At 32.7% G+C, this 18,421-nt stretch carries 13 protein-coding genes; 4 read left to right on the top strand and 9 right to left on the bottom strand.

Translation table 11 applies throughout. From position 1 onward, the window contains the following. Positions 1 to 31 precede the first annotated feature (31 nt). The 3 genes from DK442_RS07350 to DK442_RS07340 all read right to left on the bottom strand — a co-directional run bounded on the left by DK442_RS07350 (position 32) and on the right by DK442_RS07340 (position 4,364). On the bottom strand, positions 32 to 2,053 hold the full coding sequence (locus tag DK442_RS07350) for a M3 family metallopeptidase (RefSeq protein WP_109435208.1): 2,022 nt from the start codon (positions 2,051 to 2,053) through the stop codon (positions 32 to 34). Positions 2,054 to 2,629: 576 nt separating this feature from the next. Next, entirely contained in the window at positions 2,630 to 3,115 is a 486-nt protein-coding gene (gene purE / locus DK442_RS07345) for a 5-(carboxyamino)imidazole ribonucleotide mutase (RefSeq protein WP_109435207.1), read from the bottom strand. An 88-nt stretch (positions 3,116 to 3,203) separates the two neighbouring features. Then, positions 3,204 to 4,364, bottom strand: a complete 1,161-nt coding sequence (locus DK442_RS07340; protein WP_109435206.1) for a 5-(carboxyamino)imidazole ribonucleotide synthase — start codon at positions 4,362 to 4,364, stop codon at positions 3,204 to 3,206. Between the two features lie 166 nt (positions 4,365 to 4,530). Here DK442_RS07340 and DK442_RS07335 point away from each other — a divergent pair, with 166 nt between their 5' ends. Beyond that, positions 4,531 to 5,637, top strand: a complete 1,107-nt coding sequence (locus DK442_RS07335) for an adenylate kinase (RefSeq protein ID WP_109435205.1) — start codon at positions 4,531 to 4,533, stop codon at positions 5,635 to 5,637. Positions 5,638 to 5,737: 100 nt separating this feature from the next. Then, positions 5,738 to 6,736 carry a GTPase ObgE gene (gene obgE / locus DK442_RS07330; protein ID WP_109435204.1) on the top strand — a complete coding sequence of 333 codons (999 nt, stop codon included), beginning with the start codon at positions 5,738 to 5,740 and terminating at the stop codon, positions 6,734 to 6,736. Positions 6,737 to 6,887: 151 nt separating this feature from the next. Here the strand turns inward: obgE and DK442_RS07325 are convergent, their stop codons facing one another. After that, positions 6,888 to 7,322 (bottom strand): DoxX family protein, encoded by a 435-nt coding sequence (locus DK442_RS07325; RefSeq protein WP_109435203.1) that lies wholly within the window; start codon positions 7,320 to 7,322, stop codon positions 6,888 to 6,890. A gap of 17 nt (positions 7,323 to 7,339) precedes the next feature. Continuing rightward, complete coding sequence (locus tag DK442_RS07320) at positions 7,340 to 7,792, bottom strand: carboxymuconolactone decarboxylase family protein (protein WP_109435202.1); 453 nt, start codon at positions 7,790 to 7,792, stop codon at positions 7,340 to 7,342. A 311-nt stretch (positions 7,793 to 8,103) separates the two neighbouring features. Here DK442_RS07320 and DK442_RS07315 point away from each other — a divergent pair, with 311 nt between their 5' ends. After that, positions 8,104 to 8,715, top strand: a complete 612-nt coding sequence (locus DK442_RS07315) for a fasciclin domain-containing protein (protein ID WP_109435201.1) — start codon at positions 8,104 to 8,106, stop codon at positions 8,713 to 8,715. Between the two features lie 61 nt (positions 8,716 to 8,776). Here DK442_RS07315 and DK442_RS07310 read toward each other — a convergent pair whose 3' ends face one another. Both DK442_RS07310 and DK442_RS07305 read right to left on the bottom strand, forming a co-directional pair. Further along, positions 8,777 to 9,430 (bottom strand): DUF2459 domain-containing protein, encoded by a 654-nt coding sequence (locus DK442_RS07310; RefSeq protein WP_109435200.1) that lies wholly within the window; start codon positions 9,428 to 9,430, stop codon positions 8,777 to 8,779. Positions 9,431 to 9,504: 74 nt separating this feature from the next. After that, on the bottom strand, positions 9,505 to 15,552 hold the full coding sequence (locus tag DK442_RS07305; RefSeq protein WP_235010919.1) for an alpha-2-macroglobulin: 6,048 nt from the start codon (positions 15,550 to 15,552) through the stop codon (positions 9,505 to 9,507). Between the two features lie 414 nt (positions 15,553 to 15,966). Between DK442_RS07305 and murC the strand changes: the two genes are divergently transcribed. Beyond that, positions 15,967 to 17,325 carry a UDP-N-acetylmuramate--L-alanine ligase gene (gene murC / locus DK442_RS07300; protein WP_109435198.1) on the top strand — a complete coding sequence of 453 codons (1,359 nt, stop codon included), beginning with the start codon at positions 15,967 to 15,969 and terminating at the stop codon, positions 17,323 to 17,325. Here murC and DK442_RS07295 read toward each other — a convergent pair. Together DK442_RS07295 and DK442_RS07290 are read right to left on the bottom strand one after the other, a co-directional pair. Then, positions 17,322 to 17,921, bottom strand: a complete 600-nt coding sequence (locus tag DK442_RS07295; protein ID WP_109435197.1) for an FMN-binding negative transcriptional regulator — start codon at positions 17,919 to 17,921, stop codon at positions 17,322 to 17,324. The two genes, murC and DK442_RS07295, sit on opposite strands and share 4 nt — an antisense overlap. Positions 17,922 to 17,926: 5 nt before the next feature. Continuing rightward, entirely contained in the window at positions 17,927 to 18,370 is a 444-nt protein-coding gene (locus DK442_RS07290) for a DUF1569 domain-containing protein (protein WP_109435196.1), read from the bottom strand. Positions 18,371 to 18,421: the final 51 nt, after the last annotated feature.

Below are 18,421 nucleotides of genomic sequence, written 5' to 3'. Positions count from 1 at the left end.
TTTTCAACTACGCTCGATATGACATAAGATTTTATTTAATCAAACCAGCACGTTTTAAAAGTGCTTCAGGTTTAGGATCCTGTCCACGAAAACGTTTGTATAATGTCATAGGGTTTTCGGTTCCTCCCTTTGATAATACATGTTCCTTAAACTTGCCAGCAATTTCAGTATTAAAGATTCCGTTTTCTTTAAAATATTCAAAAGCATCAGCATCTAATACTTCAGCCCATTTATAAGAATAATACCCAGAAGAATAACCGCCTTGAAAAATATGTGAAAAAGCAGTACTCATACAGTTTTCTGACACATTAGGATATAAAGAAGTTTCGGCAAAAATCTTTTTCTCATGCTCTTTAACATTTTTAATAGCACTTGGATCTCCGGCATGCCATGACATATCTAATAATCCAAAACTTAGTTGCCTTAGTGTTGTCATTCCTTCCATGAAAGTGGCAGATTCTTTGATTTTTTGTACCAGTTCCATAGGAATAACTTCTCCTGTTTCATAATGTTTGGCGAATATTTCAAGAGCTTCCTTTTCGTAGCACCAATTTTCCATTACCTGGCTCGGCAGTTCTACAAAATCCCAATATACACTAGTTCCTGATAATCCCGGATATGTTGTATTGGCTAACATACCATGTAAAGCATGACCAAACTCATGAAATAAAGTAGTAACTTCATTAAATGTCAATAATGAAGGTTTACTTGGGGTGGGTTTTGTAAAATTACAAACGATAGAAACATGTGGTCTTATGTTTTCATTATTTTTTCGCATTTGAGATTTATATGAAGTCATCCATGCTCCATTTCGTTTTCCGGGTCTAGGATGAAAGTCAGCGTAAAATAATGCGATAAAATTGCCTTCTAGATCAGTTACGTTATAGGTCTTAACTTCTTCGTGATATTTATCTATAGTATTGATTTCTTCAAATTGGAGTCCAAATAATTTAGATGCTATTGTAAAGACACCATCAATTACATTTTCTAGTTTGAAATATGGTTTCAATTTTTCATCATCAAGATCAAAAAGTTTTTGTTTCAATTTTTCAGAATAATATGCGCCGTCCCATTTTTGCAATTGATCAATTCCATCAAGATCTTTAGCAAATGATTCGAGTTGACTAAATTCTCTTTTTGCTGCTGGTTTTGCTTTATCTAAAATTTCGTTTAGAAAAGAAAAAACAGTATCAGGAGTTTCTGCCATTCTTTCTTCCAGAACATATTCTGCATGAGAAGAATACCCAAGAAGTTGAGCCCGCTCATGTCTAAACTTAACAATTTTTAAAACAATTTCCTGATTATCAAGCTCATCATTATGGAATCCTTTTGCACCAAAAGCAAGAGCTAGTTTTTTGCGTAGTTCACGATTATCGGCGTAGGTTATAAAAGGAATATAGCTGGGATAATCAAGAGTCACTAACCAGCCATCTTTGCCTTTTGCTTCTGCCATTGCTTTAGCAGCTTCTTTAGCTCCTTCAGGCAAGCCAGCTAAATCAGACTCATTAGTGAGTAGCATTTCAAATTTGTTAGTCTCAGCAAGTATATTTTCACCAAACTTTAAACTTATTGTAGAAAGTTCTTTATCAATTTCTCTAAGCTTTTCTTTCTTTTGATCAGGAAGATTAGCTCCATTTCTTGAAAATGATTTATACCTCTTTTCAAGTAATCTAGATTGTTCGGGAGTGAGTTGTAATATATCTTTCTGTTGATAAACAACTTCAATTTTTTTAAATAAATCAAGGTTAAGTGCAATATCATTACTAAACTCAGAAAGTAAAGGAGATGCTTCTTGTGCTATTTTCTGAATTTCCTCATTTGTTTCAGCACTATTTAAGTTAAAAAACACACTGGTAACCCTATCTAATAATTCTCCAGAATAATCAAGGGCTTCTATAGTATTGGAAAAAGATGGCTTTTCTGTATTAGAAACTATGGCATCAACTTCTTTTTTTGCGATATTAATACCGTTTTTGATAGCTGGTAAAAAGTGTGATGATTTTACTTCTGAAAATGGCGCTGCATCAAACGAGTTTAATAATGGATTTTTCATTGTTATATTGATAATTTCTTTTGTTGTTAATTATTTATGTTCTTATATCGAAAAAAATGACCTTTTGTCGAAGAACGTCTCTTAGTTATATCGATTTTAAACCAAACTAATTTTTATACTAATAGATTTGATCAGGTTTATTAGTATGGTCAAGTATTAAAATGGAATGTTATTTTTATTTGGGGTATGAATATTAATAATTGTTTTAATACGAAGACCAAATATATCGAAAGGGCTGCAATTTTTGCAGCTCTTTCTTTCTATTTTGAGCCAAAAAGGAGGTTTTTTTAAAGAAATTTTATGATTGTGTCTGTTTTTTCGATCAAAAAAGTGTTCTAAAAACGACAAAAAATGCAATTCGTCGACAAAAAATGCAATTCGTCGAAAATTGTATAAATTTTATGACTACTTTTATTGTGTAATTAAAGTAAGGTTTTACCTTTGTTGTAGGTTTTAAGAGTAATGGTCTTACAATGAATTTTTTTGTGTAATATATTTAAGTTGGTTAATAAATATTGTTATATTCTTTTGTGAGACCTGATATTCAAGAGAGCCACTGAAAAGTGGCTCTTTTTTTTATTTCTTTATTTGCTTCGCTCCTTCGATTACCTTCTGTTTTAATCCTTCTTTATATACTAAAACCTTATCCAGAACACATGTGTCACCTGTCCCTATGATCTGAGCAGCCAAGATACCTGCATTTAGAGCTCCATCCAATGCTACCGTAGCAACAGGAACTCCACCTGGCATTTGTAAAATTGATAATACAGAATCCCAACCGTCTATAGAGTTACGTGATTTAACGGGAACACCTATAACAGGTAAAGGAGATAATGATGCTACCATGCCAGGAAGGTGAGCTGCGCCACCTGCACCAGCAATAATAACTTTAATACCACGGTTATGTGCATTTTTGCCGTAGTCAAAAAGTTTTTCTGGGGTACGATGTGCCGAAACGATATCTACTTCGACTTCAATGTCAAAACCTTGTAATATTTCTATAGCTTTTTCCATTACAGGCATGTCACTTGTACTACCCATTATAATTCCCACCTTGCTCATTATGATATGTATTAATGTTGTTGTCTTTATTATTTAATTTTGATAAGCCAATTTATGTTTAGAGATAAAATAGATTTCCCTAAAGTTATTATGTGTTACTAATCACTTTGATTGTATTTTTTACTTTTTGGGCAATTTCTCTTGCTTTATCAATGTCTTGATGAACAATAGTGACGTGCCCCATTTTTCTGAAAGGGCGTGTTTGTTTCTTACCATAAATATGTGGTGTCACCCCTTTCATTTTCATGATATCCTCTATGTTTTGGTATACTACATCGCCTGTATAGCCTTCGGCACCTACCAAATTTACCATAATACCAGCTACTTTACTTTCAGTGGCTCCAAGAGGTAAATTCAGGATTGCTCTTATGTGTTGTTCAAATTGATTTGTATAGCTTGCTTCTATACTGTAATGCCCACTATTATGAGGTCTGGGAGCAACTTCATTAACAAGAATCTGGTCGTCTTGGGTTTGAAACATTTCTACAGCTAAAACACCTACGTGTTCAAATGCCTGAGATACTTTTTCTGCAATTTCAACAGCTTTTCTGGCAATTTTTTCTTCTATTCTAGCAGGACATATTACATATTCGACTTGATTAGCTTCTGGATGAAATTCCATTTCTACCACAGGATAAGTTTTAATTTCGCCACTTACATTACGAACAACAATTACTGCTAATTCATTTTTGAAATCAATTAGACTTTCAGCAATACATTCTGTGTCAGGTAACTTTACCAGGTCTGCTCCATATTTTACCACTGTAACTCCTTTGCCATCATATCCACCTTGCGTACTTTTCCATACAAAGGGAAGTTTGATTTTATTGCTGGTGATTCCTTCAGTAAGATGGGCTTTATTAGAAAACCTGGTAAAAGCAGCTGTAGGGATTTTATGTTCCTGATAAAAAAGTTTTTGCCTGCCTTTATTTTGTATTTTTTCTAATGTTTTAGCACTGGGATATACTTTCTTCCCTTCTTTTTCAAGTTGAACTAAAGCTTGTAAGTTTACGGTTTCAATTTCAAATGTTAAGATGTCTACTTTTTTTCCGAAGTTATAGACGGTTTCATAATCCATTAAATTACCTTGTTGAAAATGATCACACGCTATTTTGCAAGGGGCATCAAGATTGGGATCAAGAACATGAGTTCTAATGTCATACTTTCGAGTTTCATATAACATCATTTTGCCTAGTTGACCGCCTCCTAATATTCCTAGCTTAAAGTTCGATGAGAAAAAATTTGTCATTGTAGGGTTTCAAATTTGCTTTAAAATGACAAAAATAATTTTTTCAAAAGGAATAACCATAATATTGTAAGGTAAATGCAATAGCTAAACTATTATAAGTCTTATTTGTAATTACTATCTTTGCGCCTTTAAATCAAAAAATAAGTAAGGGTAATTACAGAAAAGCATGATAAAACTGCACGACTTAGAGTTTGTTCCCTTTATTAGCGAGGATGAAATTGCAGTTGCAATAGATAAAGTGGCTATAGGATTAAACGAAGATTTAAAAGATCAAAACCCTTTGTTTATAGCAGTGTTGAATGGTGCTTTTATGTTTGCTTCAGAGGTTTTGAAGCGATTTAATTCTAATTGCGAAATTAGTTTTGTAAAATTGGCATCTTATGATGGTACCAAAACTACACATCAAGTTAACGAATTAATTGGGTTAAATGAAGATGTGTCAGGTCGAACGGTTGTCATTCTGGAAGATATTGTAGATACAGGTAATACGGTAGAGGTATTGACTACATTGTTAAAAGATAAAGGTTGTGCTACTCTTAAAATAGCTACTTTGTTTTTTAAACCCGAGGCTTATCATAAAGAAAATACTATAGATTATATAGGGATTGAAATCCCAAACAAATTTATTGTGGGATATGGATTAGATTATAATGGATTAGGTCGTAATCTCACTGAAGTTTATCAACTAAAATCAAGAAACATGACAAATTTGGTGTTATTTGGCCCTCCAGGAGCAGGAAAAGGAACACAAGCAGAAGTTTTAAAAGAGAAATACAATCTGGTGCATATTTCTACCGGAGATGTTTTTAGATATAACATAAAAAATGCTACAGAACTAGGTACGTTGGCCAAATCTTATATAGATAAAGGGCAACTTGTACCAGATGAAGTAACTATTGATATGCTTAATGCCGAAGTTGATAAAAATACTGATGCTCAAGGTTTTATTTTTGATGGCTTTCCCAGAACTGAAGCTCAAGCAGAGTCATTAGCGTCATTATTAGCATCAAAAGGTTCTGAAGTGAGTGCTATGGTAGCCCTTGAAGTCGATGATGAGGTATTAGTGCAACGATTGTTAGAAAGAGGAAAAACATCAGGGCGTCCAGATGATGCTGATGAAGGAGTGATTCGTAATCGTATTAAAGTATATTATGATGAGACCGCAATTTTAAAAAACTACTACCAGAAAGAAAATAAATATTTTGGAGTTAATGGAGTAGGTGCCGTAAATGAAATTACTATTCGCTTAAGCGAAACTATCGATAATTTGTAGTCCAGAGTTTAAGAGAACTACAATTACTATAGATGGAAAGTTAAATTTTACCTTTTCGGGCTATATACTGTAAATACCGAACAAACGAGAAAAGAGAATTATGACAGAAGGAAATTTTGTAGATTATGTAAAGTTGCATTTGACTTCCGGAAACGGAGGTAAAGGTTCTGTGCACTTACACCGTGAAAAGTATATTACCAAAGGAGGACCTGATGGTGGAGATGGAGGACGTGGAGGACATATTATTTTACGTGGTAATTCTAATATGTGGACATTACATCATCTTAAATTTAAACGTCACTTAAGAGCCGAGCATGGAGGTCATGGTAGTAAAAGTAGAAGTACAGGAGCTGATGGAGAAGATATTTATGTGGATGTACCTCTAGGAACCGTAATACGGGATACCGAGACCCAGAATGTTATTCATGAAATTACTGTAAATGGCCAAGAATACATAGCCGCTGAAGGAGGCATGGGAGGCCGAGGAAACTGGCATTTTAAAAGCCCAACAAATCAAACTCCTCGTTATGCTCAACCAGGAATAGAAGGCCAAGAACATAATATCACCTTAGAACTTAAGATATTGGCAGATGTAGGTTTGGTAGGGTTTCCTAATGCGGGGAAATCTACATTGTTGTCGGTAATCACATCAGCGAAACCTAAGATTGCGGATTACGAGTTTACTACCTTAAAACCAAATTTGGGTATTGTAGAGTATCGTGATTTTCAAACCTTTGTTATGGCTGATATCCCGGGTATTATTGAAGGAGCTGCAGAAGGAAAAGGTATTGGTCATCGTTTTTTGCGTCACATTGAGCGTAATTCTACTTTATTGTTTCTGGTTCCTGCTGATGCTCAAGACATCAAAAAACAATACGAAATTCTATTAGATGAATTAAGGCGTTATAATCCCGACTTATTAGATAAAGAACGGCTTTTAGTGGTTTCTAAATGTGACATGCTTGATGAAGAGTTACAAGAAGAGTTAAAAGCTGAACTTGATGAACAACTTAATATTTCTTACTTGTTCATTTCTTCAGTTGCTCAACAAGGATTACAGGAATTAAAGGATAAATTATGGCAAATGTTAAATACTTAATCTTGTTATGAGTTGAGTGTTCTTATTTATGGTTAGTGAGTCATATTTATTTTAGAATTTAGAATAATAGTTTTTTTTAATATTATATCATAGGCTGATTCTTTGCGAAAAGAAAGAATCAGCCTTTTTTATTAGAAATAACTTTAATACTCTAATCACTATTTTTTTTATCGAATAACATATCGATTTCAAGATACTTTTCGTTGATCAAGCTTAATCCAAAACCGGCTGCTGCTGCAGAGAATACAGAGTAGTCCAAAGGAGCTTTAATTCCTGTGGTAATGGTCATTGCTACTCCAAAAATGAGAATTAAAAAACCGCTTAATTTTCCGGATAGAGAGGTTTTAAAACCGATTAACAGAAATATAGCTAATATAATTTCAGTAGCAGTTGCTACAATTCCAGTAAAATTTATAAAATTTTCCGGAATCCATGGATTAAGTAGTTTGGTGTATTCGATAAAACTGCTCCAATTACCCCAAGCTGATTTTTCCTTTGGCCACATTCCAAAGCGATCTGCCACTGCAGATAAAAATCCTATAGCAATACTGACTCTTATAAAGAGTTTGATATAAATAATCTTCATGTACTACATATTTACAATTAACTTTGAGAGGGTTCAGGAGTCAATAAAGTAGCTCTGCCTATTCTGTTCCACACGTTGATGCAGCAAATGGCCATTATAATATCAGCGACTTTTTCTTCTCCAAATGTTGTGATAGCTTTTTGATATAATTCATCACTTAATCCTGATAGAGAAATGTTAGTTACCTGTTCTGTCATTGCAAGAATAATTTCTTCTTGTTCTGTAAAAAATGGAGATTCTTCCCAAAATGGTAATGCATGAATTCTATACTGTTTTTCACCCTTTTCAATGGCTTCTTTGATATGCATTTGTACGCAATATGCACATCCGTTTATCTGTGAGCCTCGTATTTGTATTAAAAGAAATTCTGAATTGGTTAATGAACTCTTTGTTAAATTATGATGTAAAGCAAAAATTGGTTCATAAGCTTTTGGACTAACCTTATTAATATTAATTCTGTCTTTTTTCATGATATATGATTTTATGTATTTAAAACAAAATTCGGGATATGACAAGACTAAAAAATTAATCTTGATTAAGAAATTTTAAATATCTACAGAATAAAAACGAATACTAAAAGAAGCTCTACAGATAATAAATTTAGATATGTAACTAAGCAATCTCAACTATATTTATGGCATAATGATGATACGAAATGCCTTTAGGTTTAAAAAAACAGAAGCAATGATTTAGGATTTTATTAAGATTTATTTAACCAAAGATTACCAAAGGAAATTATACTTGTCGCGTTAGAAAACTCTAAAACTGAAAACTCTTTATAATGAAAATTAGAAATATATTACCTTTTTTTGCCTTATCTATAATAGTGCTAACCGTTTCATGCAATGAGTCTGAGAAATATAAAGTAACAAAAGATGAAAATGGGAAATTAATAGCTCAAAAAATCTCTGAGATAAAGGAAATAGGAGAGGTAGAAGAAACATTGCCTACTATTATTGAATTTACATCGGTAGATAAAGGGTTTTCTACGTTATCAGAAGCTATTAAAACAGCTGAGCTTACAGAAACATTTACACAAGATGGAGGATTTACAATTTTTGCACCGATAAATATGGCGTTTGACAAATTGCCTCCTAAGTCAGCAGAGAAATTGTTGAAACCAGAAAATAAAGAACGCTTAGCAACAATATTAAAGTATCATATCATTCCTAGTGTAATTTCAAAAGAAGATATTGTTAAAGCGGTACAGGAAGGAGGAGGAAGTATTCCTTTAAAAACTCTTGAAGGATCTCGTATTACTGCTTCTTTAAAAGGAGGCACGGTATACTTAATAGATGAAAGTGGTAATGGAGGAAGATTAATCACTACTAATGTTGAGGCTTCTAATGGATTTATTCATACGGTAGATGCAATCATGATGCCTAAAGAATAGGAAATACCCGTCAGTTTAGTGAAATAAAAAGAAACGACTTTGTATTCAAAACAAGGTCGTTTTATTTGTTTTTATACATAGCCATTAATCCAAAATCATATGGAGTCCATAGACAAGCTTTCATATTACTTTGTTTTAATCCAGTATTTATCCAACTATTACAGGTGTTGAGACAAGTATAGTTTCCAAGAGCCTCATAGAAATCGTCATTTTTGGTGTAGCCTAAACCAGGTAACAGCACTTTTTTATTTTGAAAATCTAATCGAAATGTGTCACTTATATAGAGGTTAATTTGTTTTAATTGTGCTTGATTTATTTTTATTGCCACCCAATTTTTTTGAACTGAAGAATATCTAGTAACATGTAATAATGCTTGACTATTAAGGAACAATGCTTGAAACCCGTTCATAAAAGTAAAATCAGCCCAGGTAGGAGTCTCTACATAAAAGTTTTTATCTCCCCATCCAAATGAGAAATACCGAGTTTGGGAATTGTATACCTGATCCTTTAGGATAGTTTTGTTTAAATCGTTTTTTGCAATAATGATTTCCAGATGTATACCATTAGAGTTTAGATATACAGTATGTGTCATTTTGTTCTTGTTTTCTTGTTTGTTTACAGGTATATAGGTAAGGATTAATGATATTATAATATATAACATCGGAAGAGCGAGAAATACTCCTATAGATTTAAATACTTTTTTAATGATCTTCATATTAGGGGATGTATACTATAATTAGACCTCACAATTTGTGAGGTCTATAAAAATACTTAAAAAATAATTTTACATTATTGAATGTTTACTCTCACTCCTTCAGAATGACTAGAGAATTCTGGAGCATACATGCTTTGTATTGTGGTAATACCATTAGAAAAATTCCCTTTATTGTTTACTCTTAAGTCATATTCAAAAACATACACTCCTTTAGGTAAATAGTCAAAGAAAAAGTTAGTCGAGGCATCTTTAGTACTTTCGTAATACCCAAGACCATCTTGCCATTTATATTGTGAAATCACATTAATGGGTTCTAAACCAGAAGCTCTCATGTCTTTCATATGTACAAATTCCATAGTGCGATCAGATCTCAATTCAATTCGTACCCGAACCAAATCACCTAATTCTAATTTGGTTTTAGAAGTAATTTCTGTAATCTCTTCTCCTTTATCAGTATTCTGCTTAACAAACAATTTTTTCTTTAAAGATAATGGAGTTTTAGCGGGAGTGATTTTATCTAGATTCTCAAAATATTGCCAGTATAAAGCTCCCCAGGCAATACCTTTCCCTTTTTTAGAGATTTTGGCCGTAGCCATATTCGGTTGTATTTCATTTCCATTCCACGAAGTCTTAAAATAACCGGTTCCAGCTTCTACTTTTACGTCTTCTAAAGTAGAAGGATCGATTTTTTGATCACCTAAGACAATATCTACCATATCGGTAACAGATAACCAATCGCTTCCTTGGAGTAACAGTGCATATACAGCTTCAGAAGTAGCTTTAGTGGTTTTCCATCGATTAGTTTGTTTATTCTTAAGTAACCATATTTTTAGATTATCAATGATTTTCGTTCGTTTTGGTTCTGTTTCGACTTCGGCAAAGACTTCAATCATAAGAGATTGTGTTTCAATAGGTGCTTGATACCAATACCAACTATTGGTGTTTGATTTCCAATACATTCCTAATTCTTCACTAGAAACACTTGTCTCATCCAGAGATCGGATAATTTTAGTAGCGCTATTGCTTTTGTCATTACGATGTAATATAAGAGCAAGCATTCCTTTTGCATATAGTCCCTGACTTAGCCAGTATTTTTCTGATTGTCCCAGATAGTAAGTCCAAGCCTCATTAGTATTTTTGGCTCTTTTAATATCGGGGAAGAAACTTCGCATATATAGGTAATGAATTTGCGTGTAGCTCAAGTGATTTTTGTTGATATCAATTTTATTCCTTTTACAATAGCGTTTAAGCTCTTCATATTCTCTAACAAATTCTTGATCAAGAAAACGAACTGCATTTTGTAGCATGTTATTTGTATCTCCATTAAATTGCTTGATGCCAAGCTTCTTTAAATGTCCAAAACCAGAGGCAATATGTTGAGTGATATATCGATTTTCTCGACCTCCTTTAAACCAAGGGAAACCTCCAGAAGGATATTGAGATTGCTTTAATTTATTAAGAGCAGATTGTAACTCATTATTCATTTTATTAAGGTCAAACAGTAATGCAATTCTCTTCTTTTGCTCTGTTTCACTTTGTGCATCACGTAACCAGGGAGTCTCTTGGATCATAAGAGATTTTAATTCCTGGTTTTTTTCTAAGTTACTTAATAATGCATCAGTCGATTTCCATTGATTAAATACTTCCTGAATCCTTGGGTTAGAGTTGGCAATGTGACTTGCCAGCGTATTTGCATAATACCTAGAAAAGGTTTGTTCTGAACATTCATAAGGATATTCCATCAAATATGGTAATGCCTGTACAGCATACCATGCAGGATTAGAAGTCATCTCCAATGTGAGCTTATGATGTTTTAATGTGCTAGAAGTATTATCCTTTAATTTATTTAATGTGAATGTTTTGGTTTGATCAGAACGAATCCACATAGGCAGTGTTTCTGTAACTAGCATGCGATTAGTTAAGACAGGTAATACATTTTGTTCTCCATCAGAGAAATCTCCTGCTTTAGCAATAATTTTGTATTGTACTGTTTGTATATTATCCGGAATTTGTAATTCCCAGGATACATTGGTATTTCCTTTTGTTTTTACATTAAAGTCTTGTCGAACATTATTGTTTTGTAATTCTGTATCTATTGCAGTATCGGTCATTGCATCGAATAATTGTAATTCGACAACACCGCTAAGGTCTTTTGTTGCTAGATTAGATATCTTAGAGCTCAAAACAATTTTATCCCCTTCTCTCAAAAATCTTGGAGGATTAGGAAGAATCATCAATTCTTTTTGAGTTACAGCTTCCAGAGTTGTTGTAGTTGCATTGAGTTCTTTGGTATGTGCTAATAATTGTAGTTTCCATTTGGTTAATGCTTCTGGAGCAGTAAAATTGAAACTTACATTACCTTCGGCATCTGTAGTCAAGTTTGGAAAGAAAAAAGCAGTTTCCTGAAGGTTTTTTCTAATCTTTACTCCTTCCAGAGAAGGCTCTTTTTTATCTTCTTTTGCATCCACAGAATCCTCTTTTTGTTCACGTGCGAGTCCCCCAAGAGCTTTATCATCATTCTCAATTGAGTTGAGTTCAGCTTCTTCAGCTACAATTTCATCGGCCATTCCTTCTTTTTTGGACATGGAGGCCATCGGTGATGGGGCAGAAGCAGATTTCATCATTTTGTTTCTACTTCTAAAATAATGTTGTTGTCCAAAATATAAGCCATACCAGTTAAGCTGGTCATATCCCTGAGTTCTAGAATAGAAGTAGTTACTACTTTGGTTCTCTATTCTAAAACTTTCTATTTCAAAACCCTTTGTGGCCAGTCTTCTCGATTGCGTTCTGTATATTGGTCTGTTTATCGGGTTGAAATACCATTGATGTGGTCTAAATTGATCTAAAGATGCATCGTACATACTTGCTAATAGTTCGGCACTTACTTTATCTCCTTGAGGTCCTTTTATAGTAAAACTCCATGTCTCTTGTTGACCAGGAAGTAACTTATCTCTAAATGTTTTAGTTTCTATACTAAGTTCTGTTGCTTCATAAGGCACAGCAATTGTGATTGCTCCACTTTGATAACCATTATAGTTTAGGTAACTATAACTTACAGAGAACCCTCCAAGATCTTCTTTTTCAATAGGAATCTTGATGGTTTTACTTCCGTTAGAAAGTTTGATAAGTCTGGTCTCGATAATTTGATAATTTTTTTCAATATCTACTGTAATGGTTATATCTTTTGAGGCAGAGCTTAATTTTACAATAGCTTCATCTCCAGTTTTGTATGAAGCTTTGTTGGTAGTGATCTCAAACAATTGCTGATCACTAATACTTTTATCTCCTTGGTCATATAAAGTAATATATTGTATGTCTTTTACTTCTTGTCCGAATCGATCTTTAGTATTTAATTCTACAGCGTATTTACCTGATTCCCATTTTTTGATGGTACCAAGATCAAGTTGTTGTGTTCCTTTTTCATTCTTTTCTGCCTTAGAAGTATTAAATGTTTTTTCTAATACAACTTTTCCTTTTTGCCATTGTCTATAATCATGTTCATTCTTAAATGCATCATGCGGAAACAGTTTTTTGAACTCTTCTTCTTTAAACCCTTCATAATCTGGAGATTTCCAGGGGCGAATACGTATGGGTGTAGAAGGAGCTTTTAGTTTAAAAACTTTGATCGTTCCTTTTGCCGCAATTGGTTCATTATTTAAGTTTAAAGTGGTTACTGTGAATTTATGATCTTTTTCAGTTTTGTCAATTTTATTTTGAATAGTTACAGCAGCGGTCAATGCATGATAACCGACATTAACTATCGTAGAGGAACTTCTTGTTTCTCCATTGATATCGATAACATCTGCAGTTACTTCATAATTAAAGATAGGAAGGTTTTCCTTGGATACATTTAGATCAGGAATTGCAGCAAAATCAATCGTATATTCTCCTTTTTCATTTGTTTTGGTTTCGCCGTGTGTGATTTCTTGTGATTGTGTTGAGTATCTTGGGTACCAATAGCACCAACTAGGGTATTGCACCTTACGATGTACACGATATACTACTTTGGCATCAGTAATTGAGCTTCCTGCATAAGCTGTTGCTACTCCGGTAAGTGTGATAGAATCATTTACTTTATAAGTCTTGGTAACAGGATTAAATTTAGTCTCAAATTTAGGGCGTTTATATTCTTCGACCGAGAAAGAAGTACTATGGTAATTATTCGTCTGAATAGTATAATTACCTGTTAATCCTGAGGAAGGAAGTATGAATTCTCCATTAAAAGAACCGTAATCATTTGTTTTTAGAGTTAGGGTTTTTACTTCTTGATTATTTACATCTCTAAGAGTTACGAAAGTGGTTTGATTTGACTGCACGCTAAAGTCTTCCTTACCCGAAGAGGACATCATAATCCCTTTAAAATATACCGTCTGTCCAGGTCTATAAATACTACGATCAGTAAATAGAAAGGTAGAGCTAATATTTTCATTATTACGATTAGGGTTATATCCTTGATTTAGGTAATACCCTTCAAATCGGGCTTTATCATTTTCATACGATACGGTAATGTTAACATCATAATAGTAGGTGTTTAATGTTAGATAAGCTTGACCTTTTTCATCGGTTACTAAAGTTTTGTCGAGCTTGTTACCATATCCTCTCTGGTTATCTGTTTTGAAATGTATTTTTGCATTAGGGATTGGAGCCCCGTTATTACGATCTAAAACCTGAAATATTGATTTTTGTGGAGTTCTATTTTCTATTAATGCTAAATTAGTAATCTGAGTCGAGCCAAAAGAAAACATACTTTCTTTAGAAAGCTCTTTTGTAATAGTACCTAGAATTAAGTATGAACCTTGATCTAATTCTGGTAATAAAACCTCTGTAGTATGACTTTGGTAATCATACTCGTTACATATTTCAGATTCCCATGTTTTACTAACTTTTAATGCGCTTAAGAATTTTATTTGATCTTCTGTTTGATATAAATCATTTAAGTTTTTAAGCTGTTTTGGAGTAATTTTTAAAGCTTTAAAATAAAGTTTGTCTAAATTCTTATATGTAATTAATAATCGACCTGAAGTCTGAATTGGAATATATTTTTCTGTCTTAATATCAATCTGATATTGAAGAATTTGACTCTTTAATGATTTACATTTATTAGCAGCTCTTGAGTCTGGGAATTTTTTGCTTACAGCATCGCATAAATCGATAGCTTCTTTTAATTTCCAACGATGTGTTTCATTTTCTTTTGGAATATAAGATGAGGCTTGTTCTTTATAAAGATTTGCAATTTCATGATCATATAAAGCAGAAGCTTCGTGAGAAGAGAAAAATGTTTTTTCTGATTTCAGAGACTCCAGAAGAATAGCTTCTTTATCATTAAAAACGGCATTTTGATATATAAAATTAATACGCTCAATGTTTACTTCGACAAGCGCCTCAGGTGTTGTATCTTTTTTATGAAATTGAATTAAATTTTGAAACAATTTCAAAGCATTAAACTGCAATGATAAAGAGTCTTTGGTTTCTATTTTTAAAGATGAAAAAGTAGTGTGTTCTTGTAAATATTTTTTATCGTCTATTGCAAAGGCATATGCCGGTTTTGTAATATTGGTTTCAGAAGTTTTGTAAAAATCTAAAGCATTATGCGTTAAAAAATCATAAAGCGTGGGTCTGTATTTTTTTGAGCCAGATGAGGTGCTTAAAATTTCATCAAATTTCTTTAGTTCTGTTTGTTGTGCTAATACTCCATTCTGAAGAGATTTTTGATAATATGTATGCACTTCTGCGAATAAAGTTTCTAAATCCCAGGTCCTGAAATCTTCTTCATCGACTTTTTCAGAAGTTTGAGTTCTGTTGTAAAATTTCCATCTATTTTGTTGAAAATATTGCCAGTATAAGTTAGCAAGGATACTTTCTAAGATATTTTGTTTAGGAAATACACTCTGACTAATTTCATTTTTTAAATCCTTAATAATAGTAAGCTGCGCATTTTCTTCAAGAGTAAGCATGTATTTTGCCTTATGAATTAAAGCCTTTATGACCTGATTATCATTATTTTCTTTTTTTGCATTACTATATATTGCTTCTACTAATTCTACCGCAGATTTTGGTAGTCCTTGTTGATCAAAAGCTTTTACTTTTTTCCAATCATTTTGATAATCATTTTGACTATTCATAGTATATAGGTTTAATATACATAGTATAATAAGGATGATATGTTTTTGCATCATAATGGTTTTAGGCTGTTAAACAAACGTAAACAAGTGTTATGCCATTGTGTTTGGTAACGTCTTATAATTTGTAAATAACATTATAAAGCTACGTATTTGAAATGAGCCATAACAATTTTGTTGATATAAATTAAAAATCATCGTTGTACTGATTTGACCACTAATAAAATAGTTAATAGTATTATATAAAATGACTATTGAGGGAAATCCCCGTTTTGTTTAGGAATCCTCGCTTAGAAATGAGGAAAAGATTTAATATGTGTGTGTTTGTTGTCTTTTTGACGTGTTATTTTTCATGACTTCATTATTTTATAAGCTCGTTGTTAATTGTATCTTTACCCTTAGATTTAAGAGTTAATTATGCGAGTACATTTTATTGCAATAGGAGGAAGTGCCATGCATAACCTAGCCATTGCTTTGCATCAGAAAGGATATCAGGTAACAGGAAGTGATGATACTATTTTTGAACCATCAAAATCGAGATTAGATCGGTATGGTTTACTTCCTGCTGAATTTGGCTGGTTTCCAGAGAAAATCAGTTCTGATCTTGATGCAATTATTTTAGGGATGCATGCCAGGGGTGATAATGCAGAGCTTCTTAAAGCACAAGAATTAGGACTAAAAATCTATTCATATCCAGAATTTTTATACGAACAATCAAAAAATAAAACTCGTGTGGTCATAGGAGGATCACATGGAAAAACAACTATCACCTCCATGATTTTACATGTATTGCATTATCATGAAAAAGAAGTTGATTATATGGTAGGAGCACAATTAGAAGGTTTTGATACTATGGTTCACCTTACCGATGAGAATGATTTTATAGTTTTAGAAGGAGATGAATACCTGTCATCACCGATTGATCGTAGACCAAAATTTCATTTGTACCAACCTAATATTGCTTTAGTGAGTGGTATTGCATGGGATCATATTAACGTATTCCCGACTTTTGATAATTACGTTGATCAGTTTAAAGTTTTTATGAACTCTATTGTTAATGGAGGAGCATTAGTATATAATGAAGAAGATGTTGAAGTAAAAAAACTAGCCGAGTTAACAGAAAATCCAATCCGTAAATTTCCATATACTACACCAATGTATAGAGTAGAAGATGGGGACACTTTATTAGATACTCCAGAAGGAGAAATGCCAATTGAAATTTTTGGAGGACATAATTTAAGTAATCTAGCTGGAGCCAAATGGATATGCCAGCATATGGGAATTGATGAAGATGATTTTTATGAAGCTATTGCTTCTTTTAAAGGAGCTTCAAAACGATTAGAAAAAATTGCAGAAAGTTCTAATGCGGTCGCATATAAAGATTTTGCACATAGCCCGTCTAAAGTAAGTGCTACTACCAAAGCTGTAAAAGAGCAATATCAAAATAGAAAAGTGATCGCTTGTTTAGAATTACATACGTATAGTAGTTTAAACGCAGAGTTTTTAAAAGAGTATGAAGGTGCTTTAAATTCGGCTGATGAAGCTGTGGTCTTTTACTCTCCACATGCGGTAAAAATCAAGCAATTAGATGAAGTTTCAGAATCTCAAATAGCTCAAGCCTTTAATCGTAATGATTTGGTTATTTATACCGATCCAGAACAATTTCAACATTATTTGAAACAAAAAGATTTTACCAATTCTGCATTATTATTAATGAGTAGCGGTAACTATGGAGGGTTAGATTTTGATGAGGTAAAACAACTTGTTGAAGACTAGAAGTGATTTTTAAATAATTGATTCACAAAGTCTTCAATATTGTTTTGATTGTTTTTGATTAATTCTTGTTTTGCATTTTCTATATCTGCAGGAACTTTATCCTGACTCAATTTAAATTTCCCTTCCCAATGTTGTATGTCAATTTCAAAACCGTGAATATAGTTAATAAGACGATCCATCCTTTCGTCATTGTGATCCAAAACAAATCTATGATTCGGAGCTTCTAGGTATTCGGTCATTGTCACTATGGATCTTTTAATAATATCAGAGTCTTTAATCTCTTTTACAATTCCTCTGGCATGAGCAATGATGTAGTTCCATGTCGGTAATGATTTGGTGGTATAGATTGAGGGAGAAATATATGTTTGAGGTCCCTGAAAAATAGCAGTGACAGGATAATTGTCTTTTAATAATTCTACATGAGGGTTATTTTTATCAATGTGACCTACAAGTTTATCATTGTGGAACACTAAAGGAACATGTGTCACAAAAGGTGTTTTTTCTTTAGCAGAAACTAAAGTTGCAAAAGGATACTCTAAGGCTACTTTTTTAATATTTTCAATATTATACTCTTGGTGATGTTTTGGTGGATACACAGTAATTATACATTAAATTGTTGAAGATGATGATCAAGGTGTTTGTATTGCATTTTTCCCCATTGTTCGTTTGTGAAATTTCCAAACATGGGATGCGGATCCCATTCTTTTTTATCTTTTTGATTAGAAAACTCGGTTACTAAGCTTAAGAGTATTTCTTTTTCTTTTTCAAAATTCTTTTGTTCAATAACTTTGAGTTTAGAATGTGTAGGCAAATTTTTCCTCCAAGGCTTATCATTGTACATTGATTTCTTGAAGAACAATTTTGCAAACAGGTTGGGCTTAAGCTCTGGATGTTCTTTTCTTAATGCAATTTTTAAAGGAAATTGACAATGATGAAACATCTGTGAAATATTCATTTTCCCCCAAACTGGTCTACTCGATACAGATAATTGATGAATGCGATTTTCAATTTCATGTTGAGTAGATTCTTCAAACAAAGATTTCATAGGACTTAATTTTTAAAATGATCATACTCAAAAATAATATATTTAAAAAAA

Origin of the sequence: Aquimarina sp. AU119 (assembly GCF_900312735.1) — a bacterium.
In the GTDB taxonomy this organism is placed as follows: domain Bacteria; phylum Bacteroidota; class Bacteroidia; order Flavobacteriales; family Flavobacteriaceae; genus Aquimarina; species Aquimarina algiphila.
The sequence above is the reverse complement of the archived record's forward strand: the minus strand, read 5'-3'. Positions and strand labels throughout refer to the sequence as shown.